Genomic DNA, 20,324 nt, shown 5'->3' with positions numbered 1-20,324 from the left:
CTGGGATTGCCCCGTTTCTGTGATTCTTGCTCACTTTGCGTGGATCAGGCGGCAACAACCATGCGGCGCTTCAGGAGATCGAGGCCTGCCCGTCCGTAGCACTGGCGCTTGATGAGCGTGAGCCGATTGACCTGGCCTTCGGCCTGGCCGCTACTCCATGGCTCCGTGAGAGCAGCCCGGACGGCAGCGATGTCCGCCTCCAATCCCGCGGCGAACGTCGCAATCGCAGAAGCCTCACAGGTCCGGGCCTTCGTGATCCAAGCCACGATGTCTGCAGCGGCGTCCTGATCATCGGCCAAGGGCTTGCCCTTCCCGGCGGCGCGCACGAGTGCGGTGAAGCGGCGGGCCAGTCCCGCGACGGCCTGCGCGGTGTCGTCCTGCTCGACGCGGCTCACCACAACTGCGTCGCCCTCATCCAACACCGCGGTCGGCTGCACGAGCAGCCAGGCCAACTGCCGTGCTGGCGGCAACGAGGCTTCCGAGACAGGCGGCTCCGAGGCGCAGGCCTTGGCACAGCGGAGTTTGCGGCCTGATCGGACCGGCCGCGTTCGGCGCTCGGCGACGAAGCGATGCACTTGCCGGCTCGTCCCCGGATAGCCCTGCTCCCGGATCTCTCGCCACAGGGCCATGGCGTTCTCGCAGCCCTCGTCGATCCGAGCCGCCAGGTATGGGATGTGCGGATCAAGGAGGCTCGGCCCGGCACCGTGAGGCAGCCGCGCCGGGAACGTCTCGGCGCTCGCATACTTGCGCACCGTCGCACGGGCCAGCCCCAGGGCACGGGCGATCCCGAGCAGGGGCTCACCGCCGGCATGCCGGCGGCGGACCTCGTCGTAGACAACCTGCCATCGCATCCGGCTCTGTGCCCCCGCTTCCAACTCCGTCGTCGAGCGGGCACAGGCACGGTCGCGTCGGGCGGGACGAGCGGTCGAGCCAGGGAGGAGCGGCAGGCTGCGCAACCGGGCATGGGCGCCCTGGAGCCAGCGTTCGACGGCCTGCCGCATGTTAGTGAGAAGGTGCCAGCGATCGGCGACCTGTTGCGCCTGGGGAGCGCCGAGGCTTGCGCCTCGGGCATACTCGGTCGAGCGATCCCGGGCGACGAGTGCGACGCCGGAGTGCCGTTCGAGCCAGCCGGCCACCGTGGGTGCCGTGCGATCCGGCAGGAGATCGACGACGCGGCGACGGTCGAGGTCGGCGACGATCGTGCCGTAACGGCTGCCTTTCCGGATCGCCCAGTCGTCGATGCCGACCCGGATGGGAGCGGGTGCATCGGGCATCGGCAGATGTGTGACGAGCCGCAGCACGGTCGCGCGGCTGGCCGGCATGTGGAGATGCGCGAGAAGACGCGCGCCGCCTGCACCGCCGCAGGCGCGGCCGACCCTGGCCCGTGCCTCGCAAAGCCGCCGCGTGCGCCGGGCGCGCGGTGCGAGGAGGTCCGTAGGCGTCTGCGCGAAGGTTCGGCGTCGGCAGGTCGGGTTGAGGCAGTAGAACCGCCGCACCTCGATGCGGAGCGTGGTCCGCGATGCCGAGAGCGGCAGGTCGGCGGGATGGCGGTGGTAGCGGCCATGGACGGACCGGCTCGCCTGCCCGCACTCTGGGCAGCAGCCTGTGGCTGCGTCCAGTCGCACCGGGACGACGAGGTGATCGTCGTGTCGTTCGACGAGATGCGCAACGCGGCACTCGGGGACGGCGAAGGGAATGGTCATGCCTTCCACGATGGGGAGGGCGGATCGGACCATCATCGGCCCGAGGCGATCCACCGCCATCCACGCAAAACGAGCAAGAACCATCGATCCGGGGCAAGCCCAGTCACGCCGCGGCGCGGGGCTTCAGAGTCCCACGCCTCGCTGAAGGCTCGCCGCTCAGGACCTACCGAAGCCGTAAAGCGTCGCCGGGTTGTCGACGAGGATGCGCCGCCGGGCGGCCTCGCTCGGCGCCCAGTCGGCGAGGAGGTCGAGCAGCCCCGCATCGTCCGGCATGTGCTTCTCGCCGCGATGCGGCCAGTCGCTGCCCCAGACCATCCGCTCCGGCGCCGCCTTCGCGAAGAGCCGGGCGACCTCGGTCGCGTCGGCGTAGGCCGGCGGGCCGCTCGTGGTGTTGAGGTAGGCGCCCGACAGCTTCATCCAGGTCCGCCCGCCATCGAGGAGCTTGCGGACGACCGGGACGGCGCGGTGGTTCAGCCCCTGCCCGGGCAGCAGGCGGGCGAGATGGTCGATGACGAGCGGGGTCGGCAGGCGCGCCAGGACCTCGGCATGGTCGGCGATCTGGTCGCCGGTCATGTAGACCTGGACGTGCCAGCCGAGGGGATGGACTTTCCGGGCCATCGTCTCCAGGCGCTCGGCCGTGGTGACGCCCCAGGATTGCGGGGTGACGAAGTTGACCCGGATGCCGACCGCGCCGCGGGCGGCCATGTCCTTCAGCTCGGCCTCGGTCACGTCGAGGTCGACGACCACGACCGCGCGGGCCGACGCACCGAGCTGCGCCACGCCGTCGAGGGTGGCGCGGTTGTCGGTGCCGTAGGTCGACGGGGTCACGACGACCGTGCGGCTGGTCCCGATCCGTTGCTGGAACAGGCGGTAGGCTGCGACGTCGCTGTCGGCGACCGGCTGGCCCTTCCAGTGGGCTGAGGCGGGGAAACGCATCGAGAAGATGTGGATGTGAGCGTCGCAGGCGTGGGCCGGCACCGCGGTCTTCGGCGGCTCGGTGCCGGCCGAGAACGGCACGGCGATCTGGGCGAGGGCATCGCCGATGGGCAAGGTGGCGGCGGCCAGAGCGCCGGCGGCTTTCAGCATGTCGCGTCGCGACGGATTGAACACGGCCGTCATGGTGACCTCCCTTCTGTTCTTGTCTGCTGTTTGAAGATTGAGCGCAGCTCCCCTCTCCCGTGCAGAAGAGGGTATCCCGCGACTTGTCTTTATTGCGCCGCTTCGTCCGGGAACCCGTCAGAATCCGTAGAGCCGGGCCGGGTTCGAGACGAGGATCTTGGCCTGCACGGCAGGATCGGGCGCCCAGTCCGCCAGGAGGTCGAGGAGGCCGGCATCGTCCGGCTTGCCCTCGGCCGGGGCGGTCGGGTGCGGCCAGTCGGAGCCCCAGACCAGCCGCTCGGGCGCGAGCGCGACGAAGGCGCGGGCAAGCCGGCTGCGATCCGCGTAAAGCGGTGGCCCGGACTTCGACAGGATGTAGGCGCCGGTGAGCTTCACCCAGGCGCCGCGGGTCGCGATCAGATCGGCGATGACCCGGAACCCCGGATGGTCGGGCCCGGCGGGCTCGGGCAGGTGGCCCATGTGGTCGAACACCACCGGGACCGGCAGACGCTCCAGCACGTCGCGCAGCTCGATGATCTTCTCGCCCTCGGAGACGAGCTGGATGTGCCAGCCGAGATCGGCGATCTTGCGGGCGACCGGTTCGAGATCGGTAATCGGCGCGCCGCCCGGCAGCCGCGTGCCGAAGCGCACGCCGCGGATGCCGGCCTCGTCGAGGCGGCGCAGCTCGTCGGCGGTGACACTCGCATCGAGCATCGCGACGCCGCGGGCGCTCGGCCCGAAGGCCTTCACCGATTCCACCAGCAATCGGTTGTCGGTGCCGTAGGTCGAGGGCTGCACCACGACGTTGCGGGTGAGCCCGAGCCGGCGCTGGAGCGCGCGGTAATCCTCGATGCTCGCATCCGGCGGCCGCAGGGTCGCGGCGGGCGCCGGGGGGAAGCGGGCATCGTAGATGTGGTGGTGGCAATCGGTAGCGTTCGCCGGCACCGCGATCCGGGGCTTCTCGGTGCCGCTGGACCAGCGCACGGCCTGGGCCGCGGCCGGCGTGCCGCCGAGGGCGAACCCGGCCGCAACGGATCCGGTCGCCAGTAGCGCGAGGTGGTCGCGCCGCGTCATCGTGCTCATCGACACTCTCAGGCGTGGGAGAAGAGGGGCTGGCCGGCAGCCGGCATCGGCGCGGTCAGGATGCTGCCGGTGGCGGATTCGGTGATGAACAGGGTCTTCCGGTCCGGGCCGCCATACGCGACGTTGGTGGTCGAGAAGCCGGCGGGCGACTTCACCCGCAGCAGCGGCTCGGCCACCGGCGACAGGCGCCAGGTCGAGCCGAAGCCCGTATGGGCGACGATCAGGCAGCCCTCCTCGTCGAGGGCGATGCCGTCCGGCCCGCCCATCCCGCCATGGAGCTGCGCGAACACCCCGACCTTCGACACCAGGCCGCTCGCGGAGAGCGGGATGCGCCAGATCTGCTGCGCCCGGGTCACCGCGACGAACAGGCTCTTCATCGCGGTGTCGATCACGATGCCGTTCGGGCTCGGCACGGTGTCGATCAGGCAGGTTAGCTCGCCGGAGGGGCGCAGGCGGTAGACACGGCCCGTCGGGTCCTGGAGGCCGGTCTGGCCCTGGTCGGTGAAATAGAGATCGCCGTTCTCCGCGAAGGTGAGGTCGTTGACGCCGCGGAACCCCTCCGAGCCGGCGGTCTCGAGGAACGGCGTCACCAATCCCGAATCCGGATCGAGCAGCATGAGGCCGTTCTTGTAGCAGGTGATGAAGATCCGCCCGTCGCGGTGGATCTTCAGCCCGTTCGGCCAGCCGTCATACTCGGCGACGAGGTCCCAGCTCCCGTCCGGCGTGATCCGGAAGATGCGGCCGTACGGGATATCGGTGACGTAGAGCCGGCCCTGGCGATCGAAGACCGGTCCTTCGAGGAAGGAATCGATCGCCTCGCCGCCGCGGTTGGCGTTGGCCCAGGCACTCGGCTTTCGTGCGCGGTAGCGGTCCGGCAGGCGGGTGAAGATCTCGGCGGTGACGGAAGGCGGGGGAGAAAAGTACATCGGGGGCCTCGAAAAGGTTGGGACCGCGCGATCAGGCCGGGACCGCCTGCGCCCGCACGGAGCGGGCGTGCGAGCGGCTGATCATCACGACGCTGACCGCGGCCGCCAGGTCGAGGAGCGCCACTGGGAGAAGGCCCAGCGCGAAGCTGCCGGTCGCGGTCTTCACCAGGCCGACGACGTTCACCATCAGGCCGCCGCCGATCAGGTTGGCGATGGCGTTGATGCCGGCGAGCCCCGCCGCGAGCGTCCCGGCCGAGAGCCAGCCCGACGACAAGGCCCAGAACGGCCCCTTGAAGGCGTAGGCGCCGACGAGGGCGAAGGACACCGCGACGATCGTCATCGTGATGCCGCCGGCGAGGTTGAGGACGGCGAGGCCGAGTCCGGCGAGCAGCAGCGGGATCGCGGTGTGCCAGGTGCGCTCGGCACGGCGGTCCGAGTGGCGGCCCCACAGGATCATCAGGACAGTGGCGATGCCGTAGGGCACCGCGTTGACGAAGCCGGTCTGGAGGTTGGTGAGCCCGAACGACTTGATGATCTGCGGCTGCCAGACCGAGAGCGTGCTGCCGGTGGCCGAGGCACCGGCGCAGACCAGCGCCATGGTGAGGAAGTACCGGTTGCGCATCAGCCCCCAGAGCGAGATGTGGCCGACGGGGGTCTTGCCCGCCGCCTCCTCGGCGAGGCGGGAGACCAGCCAGGCCCGCTGGTCGGGCGCGAGCCAGGTCGCGTCCTTCGGCCTGTCGGTCAGCACGAACAGGCAGGCGATGCCGAGCAGCACCGTCGGCAGCCCCTCCAGCACGAACAGCCACTGCCAGCCGCGCAGGCCGAGGATACCGTCGAGTTCGAGCAGGGTGACCGAGAGCGGCGAGCCGAGGAAGGTCGCGAGCGGGATCGAGACCGTGAAGGTGGCGAGCACCCGGGCGCGGTACCGGCTCGGCAGCCAGTAGGTGAGGTAGAGGATCGCGCCCGGGAAGAACCCGGCCTCCGCCGCGCCGAGCCCGAAGCGCATGACGTAGAGCGAGTGCGGCCCGGTCACGAGCGCCATGCCCATGGTGACGCAGCCCCAGGTGATCATGATCCGGGCGATCCAGCGCCGCGCCCCGACCTTCTGCAGGGCCAGGTTGCTTGGCACCTCGACCAGGAAGTACGAGACGAAGAACAGGCTCGCGGCGAAGCCGAACATCGCCGGGGTGAGCCCCAGATCCTGGTTCATCTGCAGGGCGGCGAAGCCCACGTTCACCCGGTCGAGCAGGGCGAAGAAGTAGCAGACCATCAGGAACGGCACGAGCCGGAGGATCACCCGGCGCATGGTCGTTGCCTCGATCTCGGCCTCGAGGGTCTGCGGCTCGTCTGTTGCGGCGCTCACGTCCCGTCCTCCCGATTCTTGGTTTCGTGCGTGGTTCAGAGGCCTTCGCAGCCGGCCTTCTCGAGCGCGCGCTCGACCCAGGAGCGGTCGACGGTGCCGGCCCGGATCGCCGCCATGGTCTTGGCCTCGCCCTGCTGCTTGGCGTTCGCCGCGGCGTAGACCGCCTCGACCTGGTCGAAGGGCACGCAGACGACGCCGTCGTCGTCGCCGACGATGAGGTCGCCCGGCGCGATCACCATCCCGTCGAGGGCGACCGGCACGTTCACCTCGCCCGGCCCGTCCTTGTAGGGCCCGCGATGAGTGACGCCGGCGGCAAAGACCGGCAGCGCGTTGGCGCGGATCCAGCCGAGATCGCGCACGGCGCCGTTCAGCACCACGCCGGCGACGCCGATCTGTTGCGCGTGGCCCAGCATCAGCTCGCCCATCAGCGCGTTGCTGAGGTCGCCGCCGGCATCGATGACGAGGACGTCGCCGGGCTTGGCGCGGTTGAGGGCGGCATGCACCATCAGGTTGTCGCCGGGCCGCGTCCGCACCGTGAGGGCGACGCCGCAGAGCACGCCGCCGCCATGCATCGGGCGCAGGCGCGGCCCGGCATGGACCATGCGGCTCATCGAATCGCTGATGTTGGCGACCGCGATCGCCTTGAACTTCTCGACCGTGGCGGCGTCGACAGTCCGGGTGCGGGGATGGATCTTGAAGCCGATGGGCATGGGGATGTTTCCGGGGTTATTCGGGTTGTCGTTGTGCAGCTCATCCCACCCACGACCTCATCCTGAGGTGCGAGTGAAGCGAGCCTCGAAGGAGACCTCCAGCATACGCCAAGATACCTGGAGTCCTCCTTCGAGGTCAGTCCATCATCGATGAACTGACAACTCAGGATGAAGTCGCGACTGGGATAGAACGATCTATGTCGATACTGTTTTGGATCGCGTCGAGCGTCGGCTCATGCCTCACCGGTAGGTTTCAGCCCCGCCTTCTCGGCCATCGCCTCCAGGGCCTCCTGGTAGGTGGACGGCACGAGGCCCTTGAAGTGGTCCTTGAGCCCCAGGCTCTCCTTCCAGCGCAGGCGCTGGGCGATGGCCCGGGCCATGATCGGCTCGACGCCGGAATCGGCCACCGCCTCGGCCGACATCTCCAGCTCCTCGGCCCGGCGCTTGGCGTGGATGACGCCCGACGGGGTCAGGCTCTTCACCGTGTCCATCCACGGCCGGTCCAGGGTCTTGGAGGCCGAGGCGAGCACCACCTCGTCGATGCCGTACTGGCGTGCGGCGAGCAGCATTTCGTCGTGCAGCGCCTCGATGCCCTTGATCAGCACCGAGCGCAGGATCTTGATGCCGGACGCCGTGCCGAGCACCGGGCCCATGAAGGCGATCTGCATCCCCCAGGGCACCAGCAGGTCGCGCACCCGCTCGCCGGCCGGCCCGCTCGACAGCATCCGCATCGAATAGCCGTGGAGCGGCGTGCCCTCGATCGCGCCGTCGCCGAGGAGCGCGCCGGTGGCCGACAGCCGCTCGGCGACGCCCTGCTTCACCTTCGGGGTGGCGGAGGCGAAGTCGAGGAAGGTATGGCGGCCCGTCAGCACCGGCGCGAAGGCCTCGGCGCTCTCGAGCGAGGCGACGCCCGGCGTCACGCTGACGATCAGGTCGGCGGCCTCGGCGAGCTCGGCGTTCGAGCGCACCAGCGTGACCCCGGCCTCCCGCGCCCGGCCCTGGATCAGGTCGGCATAGGGTCCGTCGAAGGCGTACTTGTCGTAGCAGGTGATGCGCTCGAGGCCGGCGCCGCGAAGGCCGGCGCCGAGGGTGCTGCCGATCTCGCCGTAGCCGACGAGGCCGAACCGGAATTGCGTGCGCTCTGCCATGATGGTCTCCTGTCTCAGATGGTCTCGGAATGGCGCGCCGGGCCGAGGCGGGGCGCGGGGATCGGTTTCGCGAGGTGGTCGCGCAGGATCTCGACCGGGTGCGGCAGCCGCACGCCGTCGACGATCTTCACTTGCGAGCGGCACGAATAGCCGTCGGCGAGGAGGCGGCCGGTCCGGCCGCTCTCGGCCACGGGCTTCGCCCAGCTGAGGCCGTAGATGCGTTCGGAGGTCGCCCGGTTCTCGGCCTCGTGGCCGTAGGTGCCGGCCATGCCGCAGCAGCCCGCGGGCAGCACCACGAGATTCAACCCGAAGGCCCGGAAGACCTGCGTCCAGGCCGCCACGGCGGGTTGCGCCGTCGCCCGCTCGGTGCAGTGCGGCAGCAGACGATAGGGCTCGCCGTCCGCCGCGGCGGCGCGCGTATCGAGGCGCGCGGCGAGCCATTCCTGCACCAGCGCGACCCGCGGCAGGTCGCGCCCCGGCAGCGCCTGCTTGTACTCGGAGCGGTAGGTCAGGGTCATCGACGGGTCGAGGCCGATGAGCGGCACACCGGTCGCGGCGAGCCGGCCGAGATCCTCGACATTGCGGGCGGCGACCCGCTCGAACGCCCCGAGGAAGCCGTGGACGTGCAGCGGCTTGCCGTTCGGGCGGAACGGCGCGAGCCAGGGCCGGATCCCTAAGCCCATCAGCAGGTCGAGGAGGGCCAGCAGGACCGGGGTGTCGTAGTGGCTGGTGAAGGCGTCCTGCACCACGATCACGCTCGACAGCCGCTCGGCCGGCGAGAGCCGCACGAGCACGTCCGCCTCGGCCGGTGTCACGCCGCGCCGCGCCGTCTCCCGCCCGAGATCGAGCTTTGACAGCGTCGGCGCATGAACGAGGCCAACCGCCCTCCCCGCCCCGAGCCCCGTCGCGGCATTGACGAGACGCGGGGCCCTGGCGAGCCAGGGCGCCAGCGGCTCCAGGGCCGCGATGGCGTGGTGGCGCAGGGGCCGCAGGTAGCGGCCGTGATAGAGTTCGAGGAACTTCGCCCGGAAGGTCGGGACGTCGACCTTGATCGGGCACAGGCCCGTGCAGGACTTGCAGGCGAGGCATCCGGCCATCGCCTCGTGGACCTCGTGCGAGAAGTCGTCGTCGCGTCGGCGCAATGTCGCGGCGAGGCGGGCCGGAAACCCGAGCCAGCCCGGGCGGGATCGTGACGCCCGCGCCTCCGCCAGCGGGTCGACTCCCTGCACCGCCAGCCGGCGCAGCCACTCGCGCATCAGCTGGGCGCGGCCCTTGGGCGAGTGCCGGCGCTCGCGGGTGCCCTTCCAGGACGGGCACATCGCTTCGTCCGGGTCCCAGGAGTAGCAGGCGCCGTTGCCGTTGCAGTGCAGGGCCTCGTCGTAGCCGGCCCGCACCTCGGCCGGGATTGCCCGGTCGCGGCTGCCCTTGGTCGGCACGCCGTCGACCGTGAGAAGTGCCGCCCCCTCCGGCGCGGCGATCTTCCCCGGGTTGAACTGGTTCCTCGGGTCGAAGGCGGCCTTCACCGCCTGGAGCGCCGGGTAGAGCGGACCGAACACAAGCGGCGAGAACTCGGAGCGCACGCCCTTGCCGTGTTCGCCCCAGAGCAGGCCGCCATAGGCTTGCGTCAGCGCGACGACCTCCTCGGTCACCGCGCGCACCAGGCTCTCCGCGCCCGGCGCCTTCATGTCGATCGCCGGGCGGACGTGGAGCACGCCGGCATCGACGTGGCCGAACATGCCGTAATCGAGGCCGTGGCGGTCGAGGACGGCCCGGAACGCGGCGATGAAGTCGGCGAGGTTCTCGGGCGGGACCGCCGTATCTTCCACGAAGGCGATCGGGCGCGCCTCGCCCTTCTGGTTGCCGAGGAGGCCGACCGCCTTCTTGCGCATGGTCCAGATCCGGCCGACATCGGCCTCGCCCCGCGCCACCGTGTAGCCACGCCGCCTTGCGGCCGGTTCATCTCCGTCGAGCATGGCGGTGAGGCGGGCGAGCGCCGCTTCGACCGCGGCCTCGCTGTCGCCGACGAACTCGACGAGGTTGACGCCGCGCGCCCGCTCGCCGGCATCCTCGGGGAAGAAGGCGGCGACGCCGTCCCAGATCGAATCGCCCTGGGCCAGCGCCAGCACCTTGGAATCGACCGTCTCGATCGAGGCCGGCGCGAGGCTGCTGAGCGCCCGCGCGTCGCGCAACGCCGCGTCGAAGCTGCCGTAGCGCAGGTTGACGAGCGCCACGTGGCTCGGCAGCGGCAGGACGGCGAGCGTCGCCTCGGCCAGGAAGCCCAGCGTGCCTTCCGAGCCGCACAGGACGGCGTTGAGGTCGAAGCGCCCGTCGGGACGCCGGATGTGGGCGAGGTCGTAGCCGGTCAGGCAGCGGTTGAGGGGCGGGAAAATCTCGGCGATCAGCGCGGCGTTCTCGCGCTGGATCCGGTCGAGCTCGCGGTGGATGGCCCCGGCCCGGTCGCCCCGCGCCTGCACCGCGGCGAGCCCGGCCGCGTCGAGGGGTTCGGACTGCCAGACCGTGCCGTCGGAGAGGATCGTGGTGAGCGCCCGCACGTGGTCGCGGGTCTTGCCATAGAGGCACGAGCCCTGTCCGCAGGCATCGGTCGAGATCATGCCCCCGATCGTGGCGCGGTTCGAGGTCGAGAGCTCGGGGGCGAAGAACAGCCCGTGGGGTCTGAGGGCCGCGTTGAGCTGGTCCTTGACCACGCCGGCCTCGACCCGGACCGTGCGGCCTTGCGGATCGATCGACAGGATCCGGTTCATGTGCCGCGACAGGTCGACCACGAGCCCGTCGGTGAGGGACTGGCCGTTGGTGCCGGTGCCCCCGCCCCGGGGCGCGATCCGCATCCCGGCGAACCGGTCCTCGGAGAGCAGCCTGGCGATCCGCACGAGGTCGTCGCGGTCGCGCGGGAAAGCCACCGCCTGCGGGGTGAGCTGGTAGATCGAGTTGTCGGTCGCCAGCACGGTGCGGTCGGCGCCCGACAGGGAGAGATCGCCGGCAAAGCCCCGCGCCCGCAATTCGGCGCAGAAGGCCGCGTGGAGCGGCGCCGTCTCGGGAAGGGAAGCGAGGCGCGGGATCATGATGGCAGCACCCCGGATCAGGCCGCGACCGCGACGGGCCCGTCGGCCTGCCGGACCTTGCGGCCGAAGGCGAGCATCAGGACCGCCCCGACCAGCAGGCAGGCGCCGACGGCGACGAGGGGCGCGGTGAACCCGCCCGAGAGGTCGCGCACGAGGCCGATCATGTACGGCCCGGCAAAGCCGCCGAGATTGCCGATCGACACGATCATGGCGATCCCGCCGGCGGCCGCCCGCCCGGTGAGGAAGCTCGACGGCACCGCCCAGAAGGTGGCGACGAAGGAGTTGATGCCCATCACCGCCACGCAGAGCGCCGCGATGGTGAGGACCGGCGTCGGCGTGACGGCGCTCGCCACCAGGGCGGCCGCGCCGACGAAGAGCGAGATCGCCGGGTAGATCGTCCGGTCGCTGCCGCGATCCGACATCCGGCCCCACACCACCATGGCGACCGCGCCGCAGACATAGGGGATCGCCGTCACCACCCCGACGAGGGAGGTGGCGAGGCCGAGCTGCTTGATGATCTGCGGCAGCCACAGGCCGATGCCGAGGGATCCGACGATGGCGCAGAAGTTGATGCAGGCCAGCATCAGGACGCGCCAGTTCCGCAGCGCCTGGGCGAGCGTCATCGTGTGCTTCCGCTCGATCGCCGCCTTCTCGGCCGCGAGCGTGGCGACGAGGGCGTCGCGCTCCGCCTGCGACAGCCAGGCCGCCTTCTCGGGCCGGTCGGTCAGGACGAACAGGCAGGCGATGCCCAGAGCCACCGCCGGCACCGCCTCGAGGATCAGGAGCCACTGCCAGCCCTTGAGGCCGAACCCTTCGAGCTGGATCAGCGCGCCGGAAATCGGCGAGCCGACGATGTTGGCGACCGGGATGCCGAGCAGGAACAGGGCGGTGGCGCGAGCCCGCACCGCCGAGGGAAACCACAGGCTCAGGTACAGAAAAACGCCCGGCACGAACCCGGCCTCGCCCAGGCCCAGCAGGAAGCGCGCGATGCCGAACTGCACCGGGCCGGTGACGAAGGCGGTCGCCGCCGAGACCAAGCCCCAGGTGATCATGATCCGGGCGATCCAGATCCGGGCCCCGACGCGCATCATGATCAGGTTGCTGGGGATCTCGGCGATGAAGTAGCCGAAGAAGAACAGGCCGGCCCCGACCCCGAAAGCGGTCGCCGTGAGGCCGATATCCTTGTTCATCGTCAGCGCGGCAAAGCCGACATTCACGCGGTCGAGGTAGCTGATCACGTAGCAGACGAACAGGAACGGCAGGATCCGCCACATCATCTTGCGATGCAGCGCCGCTTCGTCCGCCGCACCCGGTGATGAGAATGCCGGCCGTGCCGGTCCCGCCCGTGTCATGACGCTTGCTCCCTGCCGATTTTGCAACGGCGTTTCATTTTCGAGTAGCGGTGTCGCCCGGACGGGTCAAGCGCGTCGAATCCTGCGCGATTGCCGCAGGCGGGGCGGGCCGTTCGGGTGGTTTGGCGGCAGCGCGTGGCGCCGCTAAGGGATGCGACCGCGAAGCCCGCAAGACCCGTGAGCGTGAGACGAATGCCGAAAGAGGCCCGACCGAGACCCAAGCTCGAAGGCGTCGCCTCGGCCGAGCGGGTGCTGACCGTCCTGACCGCGTTTCAGCGCGGCGACGACGCGCTCGAACTGACGGAACTCGCCCGGCGCACGGACCTGGTGAAGAGCACCATCATGCGGCTGTGCATCTCGCTCGAGAAGTTCGGCCTGATCGAGCGGCTGGACGACGGGCGCTACCGCCTCGGCGTCGAGGCGGCGCGGATCGGCTCGGTCTACCAGCAATCCTTCGCGCTGGAGGAACGGGTGGTGCCGGTGCTGGAGCGCCTGGCCGCCGAGTCGATGGAGACGGCCTCGTTCTACATTCGCCGCGGCAATCAGAGACTATGCTTGTTCCGGGCCGACTCGCCCTATCCTCTGCGCATGAACGTCCGGCCGGGCGACATGCGTCCGATGGACCGATCGGCCATCGCCCAGGTGCTGGCGACCTTCGGCGATCGGGTGGACCCGGCAGCGGCACCCACACTACCGCTCTACACCTCGGGGATCACCGATCCCCACGTCGCCTCCCTGGCGATGCCGATCTTCGGCGCCGGGCGCCGGCTGATCGGAGCCCTCGCGCTGTCCGGCCCGTCCTCGCGCCTCAGCACCGAGCGGGCCGGTCTCCTGGCGCCGAGGCTCCGGGACGCCGCCGAGCGTCTGTCGGTCGAGCTGGGAGCACAGATGTGAAGCGAGGCACGGCCGCCCGTCACCGTCGCCGCAGCGAAGGTCCGGATTGTGCTGCCTTCCTGACGTGGGCGCCGAGGAGGCGCAGAAGCGGCTTTGGGTCAGTTGTTCGCATGCCGCCTGGTCTGCTGAGCGACCTCGCCGACCTCCGGCTCCGGCGCCTCGAGGCACAGGCGCAGGCGACAACGACGGCCCGCAACCGCCGAACCTACCAGAAGCGACAGGACAACCCGGATGGACCCATCGCCGTTCTCGCGCCGCACGGTACACGACATTGAAGAAAGTGGAGGCCACCACGCGGGCGTTCCACCCCCTTTCCCGGACGACTGGAGCGTCAGCGGAAGGAGATCCGGGATCCAGCAGAGGACATGCCGCGAAGCGGCTCAACCTGTTGCACCGTCGCAGACAATGAGACGCTTCGCGGCTTTTCGTGCTGGATTCCGGATCTCCTTCCGCTTCGCTTCAGTCGTCCGGAAAAGGGGGTGGTTTGCAATGGGTCATGGAGCTTGGCTGCACGGTTCTCGGCCAGTGTCGTGTACCGTGCTCGCGCCGATTGCGGCCACGCCAAGCGTCTGAAACTTGGCACATCTGATCAGCGGCATTCTGCCGACAGACGGTCTCCGACGCAGCCCACGAGCTGCAGCTCGCCCCCGCCGGGTCGACGGACCTTCGTCGCGCCCGCGCACGGCTTACCCTGACCGCGTACGATCCCGATGCAGCTGGTGCGGGACGCGGGCGAGCATAGGGTGATCGTGCGCCTCGTCTGCGTGAACGCCTCCCAGTAGGACTGCACGCTGGAGCCGGCGGCCGGGCGCTGGCTCGCACTGCGTCTGGGCCTATGCACGGGCGAGAGCTGTCGAACCGGGATGGGGCGCGGCTGGTCCTGACCCGAGGGGACGAACCCTACGTCTCAATCGACGCGCTAGGGCGGCGGGCGGGGGTGCGCGCGGGCGCGTTATGGCGGCTTGCGGCGGCGAACACGGTGCGGCCGGAGTTCGGTCTGGCTCGGCGCGAGGCGACGTGGGCGGTGCGTGGGCTGTCATCCTGTCGTTGTCGGAACCCCGCGGCGATGGCGGGAGACGCCGCGCGTAAGGCTGAGGGGTCGACGCGCTGGAGATCCTACTCATGCGGTTCTCGCGAACGGGATCTTGCGACATGGACCCGCAAGGGGTCCGTGTGAAATTTGCCCACGAAATTGTTAAGGCGCCGTTATGGATGGCTGCGCGTTCGCGTTCCGACGCAGGATCGTGTTGCTGATTGTTGCTTGCATACAAGCAGACATGCAGCACCTGAGAAATAAACCAATATCAAATTTGAGATCTTCGCCGACCGTTCGAAGTCGATACGCCATACACCCGGACAATCATCCATCTATCCATAAGGCATATCGGCCCGATCCTCGGGATCGGGGTATTGGACAGATCAGGAAGAAGATCGAACCATCAGGTCAGCGACGGAGGGTATGGATCGCCGACCTGGCCAAGAATGTCGGCGGAGCGGTGATCGAGCGCACCGTCCCGGGATCGCCGATATGAAAAGTGATCAAGCGTTCGAAAAAAAGTCAGGCGCCCCCACGAGCCCGTGCGACCGGCTCGACGGAACAAATACGCTCCACTCCGTTCCAGGGCCGCGGAGTATAGAGCGGAATTCGGACATTCGGCCGTACGGTGATGAACCTAAATCTCGGCCGTTCCGTCCTCGGCCCTCCGCGGTTCCGGAGTCCGGGCGCCGCTGTCGCGGCCCCGGAAAGACGCGGAGGATGGGACATCCGTCGATGCCACCCGGGGCGATCCGCCCCCCATCCGGGCGAACCGCGAGGGGCCGGACCGAGCGGGGGGCGGGATCCCGCCCCCCTGCCTCACGCCGCCAGGGCGTAATCCGCCTCGGGCTCGGCCGCGGCCATGAACTGGGCCCGGGCGAGGGCGGCGAAGCGGCCGCCCTCGGCTACCAGTTCGTCGAAGGTGCCGCTCTCGACGATGCGGCCTTCGTGGAAGACCAGGATGCGGTCGGCGTCGCGGATCGTCGCGAGGCGGTGGGCGATCACGAAGGTGGTGCGCCCCTCCATCACGGCGTCCAGCGCGCCCTGGAGCTTGCGCTCGGTGGTGGCGTCGAGGGCGCTCGTCGCCTCGTCGAGGATCAGGACCGGCGGGTTCTTCAGGAGCGCCCGGGCGATCGAGAGGCGCTGGCGCTCGCCGCCGGACAGCGAGCGGCCGCGCTCGCCGATGACCGTGTCGAGCCCGTCGGGCTGGCGCGCCATGAACTCGGAGGCCTGGGCGCGCTCCAGCGCATCGAGCATCTCGGCATCGGTGGCGTCGGGCCGGCCGACCTGGAGGTTCTCGCGGATCGAGCGGGCGAACAGCATCGGCTCCTGGAACACCACGCCGATGTTGTGGCGCAGCGACGAGAGGCCGATGTCGCGCAGATCCTCGCCGTCGATGCGGATCGTGCCGGCATCGGGGTCGAAGGCACGGTGGAGAAGCCCCAGCGTCGTCGACTTGCCCGAGCCGGTGGTGCCGACGAGCGCCACGGTCTCGCCGGCGCGGGCCGTGAACGACACCCCGTCCAGCGCCGGGCGGCGGCCGTCATAGGAGAAGCGCACGTTCTCGAACGCCACGTCGCCGTCGAGCCGCGCCACTGACCTGGCGCCGGGCCGGTCGTGGACGGCCGGCACCGTGTCGAGGATCTCGAAGAATTCCTGCATCTTCGGCGCCTGCAAGAAGAGGCTGTTGACGAAGGCGACGACCTGATCGAGCCGGGCGACCAGCATGGTGGCGAGGCTCATGAACGACACGACGTCGCCGACGGTCGCCAGCCCATGGCCGTGCAGCACGATGCCGGTGACGAAGATCGCCGTCATGGTCAGGGTCGCCGAGGCGCGGGTGGCGACCGAGGCGAGCGCCCACCAGGACAGGACCGGGATCTGGGCCGCGAGGAGATCGCGGATGATGCCGTGCATCGCCTCCTTCTCGGCCTTGGCGCGGGTGAAGGACTGGATCACCGCGACGTTGCCGAGCGCGTCGGAGGCATGCGCCGCGAGGCCCGAATGATAGGCCTCGACCTCGCCCTGCAGGGTCTCGGTGCGGCGCAGGACGAAGGTGGTGAGCGCGGTGAACACCACCATCAGGGCGACCAGGATCGAGCCGAGCTGCCAGTTGAGGAAGAGCGTCATCGGCAGGAGCACGACGAGGGAGACGAGCGCCGCGCAATGGTCGCGGAAGAAGCCGAGCCAGGTCGCCGCCATGCCGCTCGTCCCCTCCAGCATCGCCTTCAGCACCCGGCCGGAATGGTTGGCCGAGTGGAAGGCGAGCGGCAGGTCGAGGACGTGCTCGAAGTAGTTCGCCATCGCCGTGAGCCGGCTGCGGTGGGTGAGCCGGTCGGCATGGAGCGCGATCAGCACCCCGGCCCCGATCGAGAACAGCCCGAACCCGACCCAGAGGGCGACGAGGCCGAGCAGGCTCGACGTGCCGGCGCCGCCGGCCGGCATGTGGGTGAGGCGGTCGATGATGCGGCCGAACAAGACCGGCTCGGCGAAGGCCGCCACCGCCAGGGCGACGTTGGCGGCGGTGAGCAGCGCGCCGAGGCGCAGATCGGACCCGAGCTGGCCCATGACCCGAACGTAGAGCCTGATCAACCGCATGGACGGTGAACCCTGATGAAATGACCCTGTCCGCGGCCCTGGCCCTCGCCCGCCGCCTGCCCCGCGCGCGGCCTTGTTGTGGCGGCCGTTCGATCGCATGGACGATGTCTTAACGGGTTCTCGCTGAACGGCGCATGACGGCGCAGGGTCGCGGCGGCGGGCACCTTTACGCTTCGTTGAGCCTGTTGGACGTAATCTGACGCCAGGACACACGCGACGTCCGGCCCACGCCCTGCGACCGGGGACGTGCGGCGGCGCATGAAGAGGCCGAACCCAGATGGATATCGCAACCGGCGCCGGCCTCGTCGGCGGCATCGCGGTCGTGTTCGTGCTGATCATGATCGACGGCGGCAACTTCGCCGCCTATTTCGACAAGCACGCGGTGATCGTGATCTTCGGCGGCGCCACCGCCGCGACCATGCTGCGCTTCCCGTTCTCGGTCATCGTCCACGGCGTGCCGATGGGCCTGCGCTACGCCTTCAACATGCGGGCGATCCGCCCGCGCGACCTGATCGACGAGATCACCAAGATCGCCGACGTGGTCAAGCGCCAGGGCCCGATGGCGCTGGAGAGCCTCGAGATCTCGGACCCGTTCCTGGCGCAGGGCGTGCGCTACATCGCCGACGGCTACGACCGCGAGTTCATCCGCGACACGATGGAGCGCGACCGCGACAACTTCCTGATGCATCTCGACGAGGGCTCGAAGGTCTACCGCGCCTTCGGCGACTGCGCCCCGGCCTGGGGCATGATCGGCACGATTCTCGGCATGGTGACGATGTTCGCCAACATGTCGGACCCCTCGAAGCTCGGCCCCGCCATGGCGACCGCTTTGCTCGCCACGCTCTACGGCGCGCTCATCGCCAACATGATCACCCTGCCGATCGCCGACAAGCTCCACGTCAAGCTCGAGGAAGAGGACGTGTCGCGCTCCCTCATCATCGACGGGGTGCTGCTGATCCGCGACGCCAAGAGCGCGTCGCTCGTGCGCGAGATGCTGATCGCCTACCTGCCGCACAATCATCGTGAGGACATGGCCGCCGAGGCGGCCTGACGCACCGTGAGGACATGGCCGCCGAGGCGGCCTGACGCACCGCGCGGACGGGGCCGGCAGGCGGCCCGCACCACGGGCATTCGCCCTTCGAGGAGACCTGAGCGGTGGCCAGAAAGAAGCGGGGCGGGGCCCATGGCGGTCACGGCTGGTTCGTGACCTTCGCGGACCTGATGGCGCTGTTGATGAGCTTCTTCGTCATGATCGCCGCCTACTCGACCCAGGACCAGAAGAAGCTCCAGGCGGTGGCGGGCTCGATGCGCGACGCCTTCGGCACCAACCGGGAATCGCGCTTCAACGGCATCATCGAGAAGAACGGCCTGCCCTCGGCCACCAAGCTGCGCGACGTCCGCGACATCCCGCCCGAGAAGGCTTCCGACCGGGCCGAGCCGCCGACCGACGACGAGGTGCTGGCCGACGGCATCTCGCATAACGGCTACAAGGACGGCTTCGGCCTCGCCATGACGTCCCTGCGCCAGGCGCTGCAGGACCTGCCCGAGATCGCCGAATTGTCGAAGAGCATCGTCATCGAGGTGACGGCGCGGGGCCTCGACATCTCGCTCGTCGACCAGGACAACCGCTCGATGTTCCCCGAGGGCTCGACCCGGCCGAACGACCGCACCCGCCAGGTGCTGGAACGGATCGTCCCGACCCTGCGCCGGCTGCCCAACCGCATCGCGGTGACCGGCTACACCGCCGCCGACCGTCCCGGCCGCCGCTCCGCCGCCCCGCCCTGGGAGCTGTCCGCCGGCCGCGCCGTCAGCGTGCGGGAGATCCTGGCGAGCAACGGCCTGCCCGCCGACCGCTTCGCCTCGGTCTCCGGCAAGGCCGACACCGAGCCGCTGTTTCCCGACAATCCCTACCTGCCGGCGAACCGCCGGGTGACCGTGACGCTGATGAACGAGGCGCCGCCGACCCCGCGGGGCCTGGGGTTCCCGTAAGCGGGCTCTGCCCGGAGGCGCCCGCGGGAATCGCGGCGCGCCCTCCCCTCCCGCCACCCCGCGACAGACGAGATGCGCCCGTGACCCCGGACCGCCTTGATCCCACCGCGCCGGCCGCGCTCCTCGACGGGCTCACGGGCCGCGACTGTCCGGTCTGCGGCGCGCCGGAGCGCGGCGCGCATCCCTTCCTGTCGGCCTCGATCGATCCGGCCCGGATCGGCACGCTGAGCTTCGCCTCCCGCAAGCCGCCCGAATACATGTCGTTCCGCCTCGTGCGCTGCGGCACGTGCGAGACCGTGTTCGCCGCCGAGGCCCCGAGCGCCGAGGCCCTCGCCCACGCCTACCGGGAGGCCGGCTACGACAGCGCCGAGGAGGCGCGCTTCGCCGCCCGCACCTACGCCGAGGCCCTGGCGCCGTATCTGCGCCCGGCGCATCGCGGCGGCACCGCCCTCGAGATCGGCGCCGGGAGCGGGATCTTTCTGCGCGACCTGCAGCGGCTGGGCTTTGCCGAGGTGATCGGGATCGAGCCCTCGCACGCCGCGGCGGAAGCCGCCCCGGCCGACCTCCGCCCGCATCTGCGGATCGGGGTGTTCGAGCCCGGCGAGCACGCCCCCGGCAGCCTGTCCCTGATCTGCTGCTTCCAGACCCTGGAGCACGTCCCCGATCCCCGCGCCCTGACCCGGGCCGCCTACGACCTCCTGCGGCCCGGCGGGCTGATCGCCTTCGTGACCCACGATTACCGGGCGCCGATCAACCGGCTGCTCGGCCGCCGCTCGCCGATCATCGACATCGAGCACATGCAGCTCTTCTGCCCGGCGAGCCTGCGCCGGCTGCTCGGCGAGGCGGGATTTGGCGACATCGCCATCGGGGCGATCCGCAACCGTTACCCGCTGCGCTACTGGCTGCGCCTGCTGCCCCTGCCCGGCCCGTTGAAGCCGGCCTCCCTCGCCGCGGCGGAGACGATCCGCCTCGGCGGGCGGGGTGTGGCGCTCAACGTCGGCAACCTCTTGAGCGTGGCGCGAAAGCCGGGGTGAGACGCGCGGGGACCGGCCGAGTCCGTCGACCGTCTTGGCGGGTGCCTACTTCGCCACCAGCAGCGCCCAATACACCTTGTACTTCGAGCCCGGCGCGTAGGCCGTCGCGATGCCCATCCGGGTCGCGGTCGGATCAAGCATCACGGCGTTGTGGGACGGGCTCTCGCGCCAGCCGGAAAACGCCTCGGCGAGGGTGTGGTAGCCGGCCGAGAGGTTGGCGCCGGGCTCGGGGAAGCCCATCCGGGCCGCCACGGTCTTGACGATGTCGGCCTGGCTCGGGCGGCCGGCGGCCGCCATGGCGGCGCTCTCG

Annotated in this window: 15 protein-coding genes; 4 read left to right on the top strand and 11 right to left on the bottom strand. The window is 70.1% G+C overall.

All coding sequences use genetic code 11. The features are described from left to right. Nucleotides 1-44 precede the first annotated feature (44 nt). From QR78_RS11165 to QR78_RS11125, 9 genes are all read right to left on the bottom strand, one after another. Nucleotides 45-1,703 carry an ISL3 family transposase gene (locus QR78_RS11165; RefSeq protein ID WP_048427594.1) on the bottom strand — a complete coding sequence of 553 codons (1,659 nt, stop codon included), beginning with the start codon at nt 1,701-1,703 and terminating at the stop codon, nt 45-47. Between the two features lie 156 nt (nt 1,704-1,859). Beyond that, nucleotides 1,860-2,822: an amidohydrolase family protein gene (locus QR78_RS11160; RefSeq protein WP_048427592.1), complete on the bottom strand. Its 963-nt coding sequence runs from the start codon at nt 2,820-2,822 to the stop codon at nt 1,860-1,862. A gap of 117 nt (nt 2,823-2,939) precedes the next feature. Next, nucleotides 2,940-3,884: an amidohydrolase family protein gene (locus tag QR78_RS11155; RefSeq protein ID WP_048427591.1), complete on the bottom strand. Its 945-nt coding sequence runs from the start codon at nt 3,882-3,884 to the stop codon at nt 2,940-2,942. An 8-nt stretch (nt 3,885-3,892) separates the two neighbouring features. Then, complete coding sequence (locus QR78_RS11150; RefSeq protein WP_048427590.1) at nt 3,893-4,810, bottom strand: SMP-30/gluconolactonase/LRE family protein; 918 nt, start codon at nt 4,808-4,810, stop codon at nt 3,893-3,895. A 31-nt stretch (nt 4,811-4,841) separates the two neighbouring features. Next, nucleotides 4,842-6,116, bottom strand: a complete 1,275-nt coding sequence (locus QR78_RS11145) for an MFS transporter (protein ID WP_048427593.1) — start codon at nt 6,114-6,116, stop codon at nt 4,842-4,844. 92 nt (nt 6,117-6,208) lie between these two features. Further along, nucleotides 6,209-6,883, bottom strand: a complete 675-nt coding sequence (locus QR78_RS11140; protein WP_048427589.1) for an RraA family protein — start codon at nt 6,881-6,883, stop codon at nt 6,209-6,211. Nucleotides 6,884-7,116: 233 nt separating this feature from the next. Then, nucleotides 7,117-8,031: a DUF1932 domain-containing protein gene (locus QR78_RS11135; protein WP_048427588.1), complete on the bottom strand. Its 915-nt coding sequence runs from the start codon at nt 8,029-8,031 to the stop codon at nt 7,117-7,119. 14 nt (nt 8,032-8,045) lie between these two features. Then, a complete protein-coding gene (gene ydiJ, locus QR78_RS11130) occupies nt 8,046-11,111 on the bottom strand; it encodes a D-2-hydroxyglutarate dehydrogenase YdiJ (protein WP_048427587.1) in 3,066 nt (1,021 codons plus the stop codon). Between the two features lie 17 nt (nt 11,112-11,128). Continuing rightward, entirely contained in the window at nt 11,129-12,463 is a 1,335-nt protein-coding gene (locus QR78_RS11125) for an MFS transporter (protein WP_048427586.1), read from the bottom strand. A 192-nt stretch (nt 12,464-12,655) separates the two neighbouring features. Between QR78_RS11125 and QR78_RS11120 the strand changes: the two genes are divergently transcribed. Further along, nucleotides 12,656-13,357 (top strand): IclR family transcriptional regulator, encoded by a 702-nt coding sequence (locus QR78_RS11120; RefSeq protein WP_048427585.1) that lies wholly within the window; start codon nt 12,656-12,658, stop codon nt 13,355-13,357. A 1,855-nt stretch (nt 13,358-15,212) separates the two neighbouring features. Here the strand turns inward: QR78_RS11120 and QR78_RS11115 are convergent. Next, nucleotides 15,213-16,991: a glucan ABC transporter ATP-binding protein/ permease gene (locus QR78_RS11115; RefSeq protein WP_048427584.1), complete on the bottom strand. Its 1,779-nt coding sequence runs from the start codon at nt 16,989-16,991 to the stop codon at nt 15,213-15,215. 277 nt (nt 16,992-17,268) lie between these two features. Between QR78_RS11115 and QR78_RS11110 the strand changes: the two genes are divergently transcribed. From QR78_RS11110 to QR78_RS11100, 3 genes are all read left to right on the top strand, one after another. Continuing rightward, nucleotides 17,269-18,042 carry a motility protein A gene (locus QR78_RS11110; RefSeq protein ID WP_048427583.1) on the top strand — a complete coding sequence of 258 codons (774 nt, stop codon included), beginning with the start codon at nt 17,269-17,271 and terminating at the stop codon, nt 18,040-18,042. Nucleotides 18,043-18,146: 104 nt separating this feature from the next. After that, entirely contained in the window at nt 18,147-18,980 is an 834-nt protein-coding gene (locus QR78_RS11105; protein ID WP_048427582.1) for an OmpA/MotB family protein, read from the top strand. A gap of 80 nt (nt 18,981-19,060) precedes the next feature. After that, entirely contained in the window at nt 19,061-20,014 is a 954-nt protein-coding gene (locus tag QR78_RS11100; RefSeq protein WP_048427581.1) for a class I SAM-dependent methyltransferase, read from the top strand. A 45-nt stretch (nt 20,015-20,059) separates the two neighbouring features. Here the strand turns inward: QR78_RS11100 and QR78_RS11095 are convergent. Next, nucleotides 20,060-20,324, bottom strand: a 265-nt coding sequence (locus QR78_RS11095; RefSeq protein WP_048427580.1) for a CAP domain-containing protein, incomplete at its 5' end; no start/stop codon positions are given.

Source organism: Methylobacterium indicum (assembly GCF_001043895.1).
Lineage (GTDB): Bacteria > Pseudomonadota > Alphaproteobacteria > Rhizobiales > Beijerinckiaceae > Methylobacterium > Methylobacterium indicum.
This window is presented reverse-complemented; position numbering and strand designations above follow the sequence as displayed.

Bases quoted from the DNA above. Each gene is read 5' to 3' on its own strand.
- QR78_RS11165 (WP_048427594.1), bottom strand. From the start codon at position 1,703: ATGACCATTCCCTTCGCCGTCCCCGAGTGCCGCGTTGCGCATCTCGTC.
- QR78_RS11160 (WP_048427592.1), bottom strand. From the start codon at position 2,822: ATGACGGCCGTGTTCAATCCGTCGCGACGCGACATGCTGAAAGCCGCC.
- QR78_RS11155 (WP_048427591.1), bottom strand. From the start codon at position 3,884: ATGAGCACGATGACGCGGCGCGACCACCTCGCGCTACTGGCGACCGGA.
- QR78_RS11150 (WP_048427590.1), bottom strand. From the start codon at position 4,810: ATGTACTTTTCTCCCCCGCCTTCCGTCACCGCCGAGATCTTCACCCGC.
- QR78_RS11145 (WP_048427593.1), bottom strand. From the start codon at position 6,116: ATGCGCCGGGTGATCCTCCGGCTCGTGCCGTTCCTGATGGTCTGCTAC.
- QR78_RS11140 (WP_048427589.1), bottom strand. From the start codon at position 6,883: ATGCCCATCGGCTTCAAGATCCATCCCCGCACCCGGACTGTCGACGCC.
- QR78_RS11135 (WP_048427588.1), bottom strand. From the start codon at position 8,031: ATGGCAGAGCGCACGCAATTCCGGTTCGGCCTCGTCGGCTACGGCGAG.
- ydiJ (WP_048427587.1), bottom strand. From the start codon at position 11,111: ATGATCCCGCGCCTCGCTTCCCTTCCCGAGACGGCGCCGCTCCACGCG.
- QR78_RS11125 (WP_048427586.1), bottom strand. From the start codon at position 12,463: ATGACACGGGCGGGACCGGCACGGCCGGCATTCTCATCACCGGGTGCG.
- QR78_RS11120 (WP_048427585.1), top strand. From the start codon at position 12,656: ATGCCGAAAGAGGCCCGACCGAGACCCAAGCTCGAAGGCGTCGCCTCG.
- QR78_RS11115 (WP_048427584.1), bottom strand. From the start codon at position 16,991: ATGCGGTTGATCAGGCTCTACGTTCGGGTCATGGGCCAGCTCGGGTCC.
- QR78_RS11110 (WP_048427583.1), top strand. From the start codon at position 17,269: ATGGATATCGCAACCGGCGCCGGCCTCGTCGGCGGCATCGCGGTCGTG.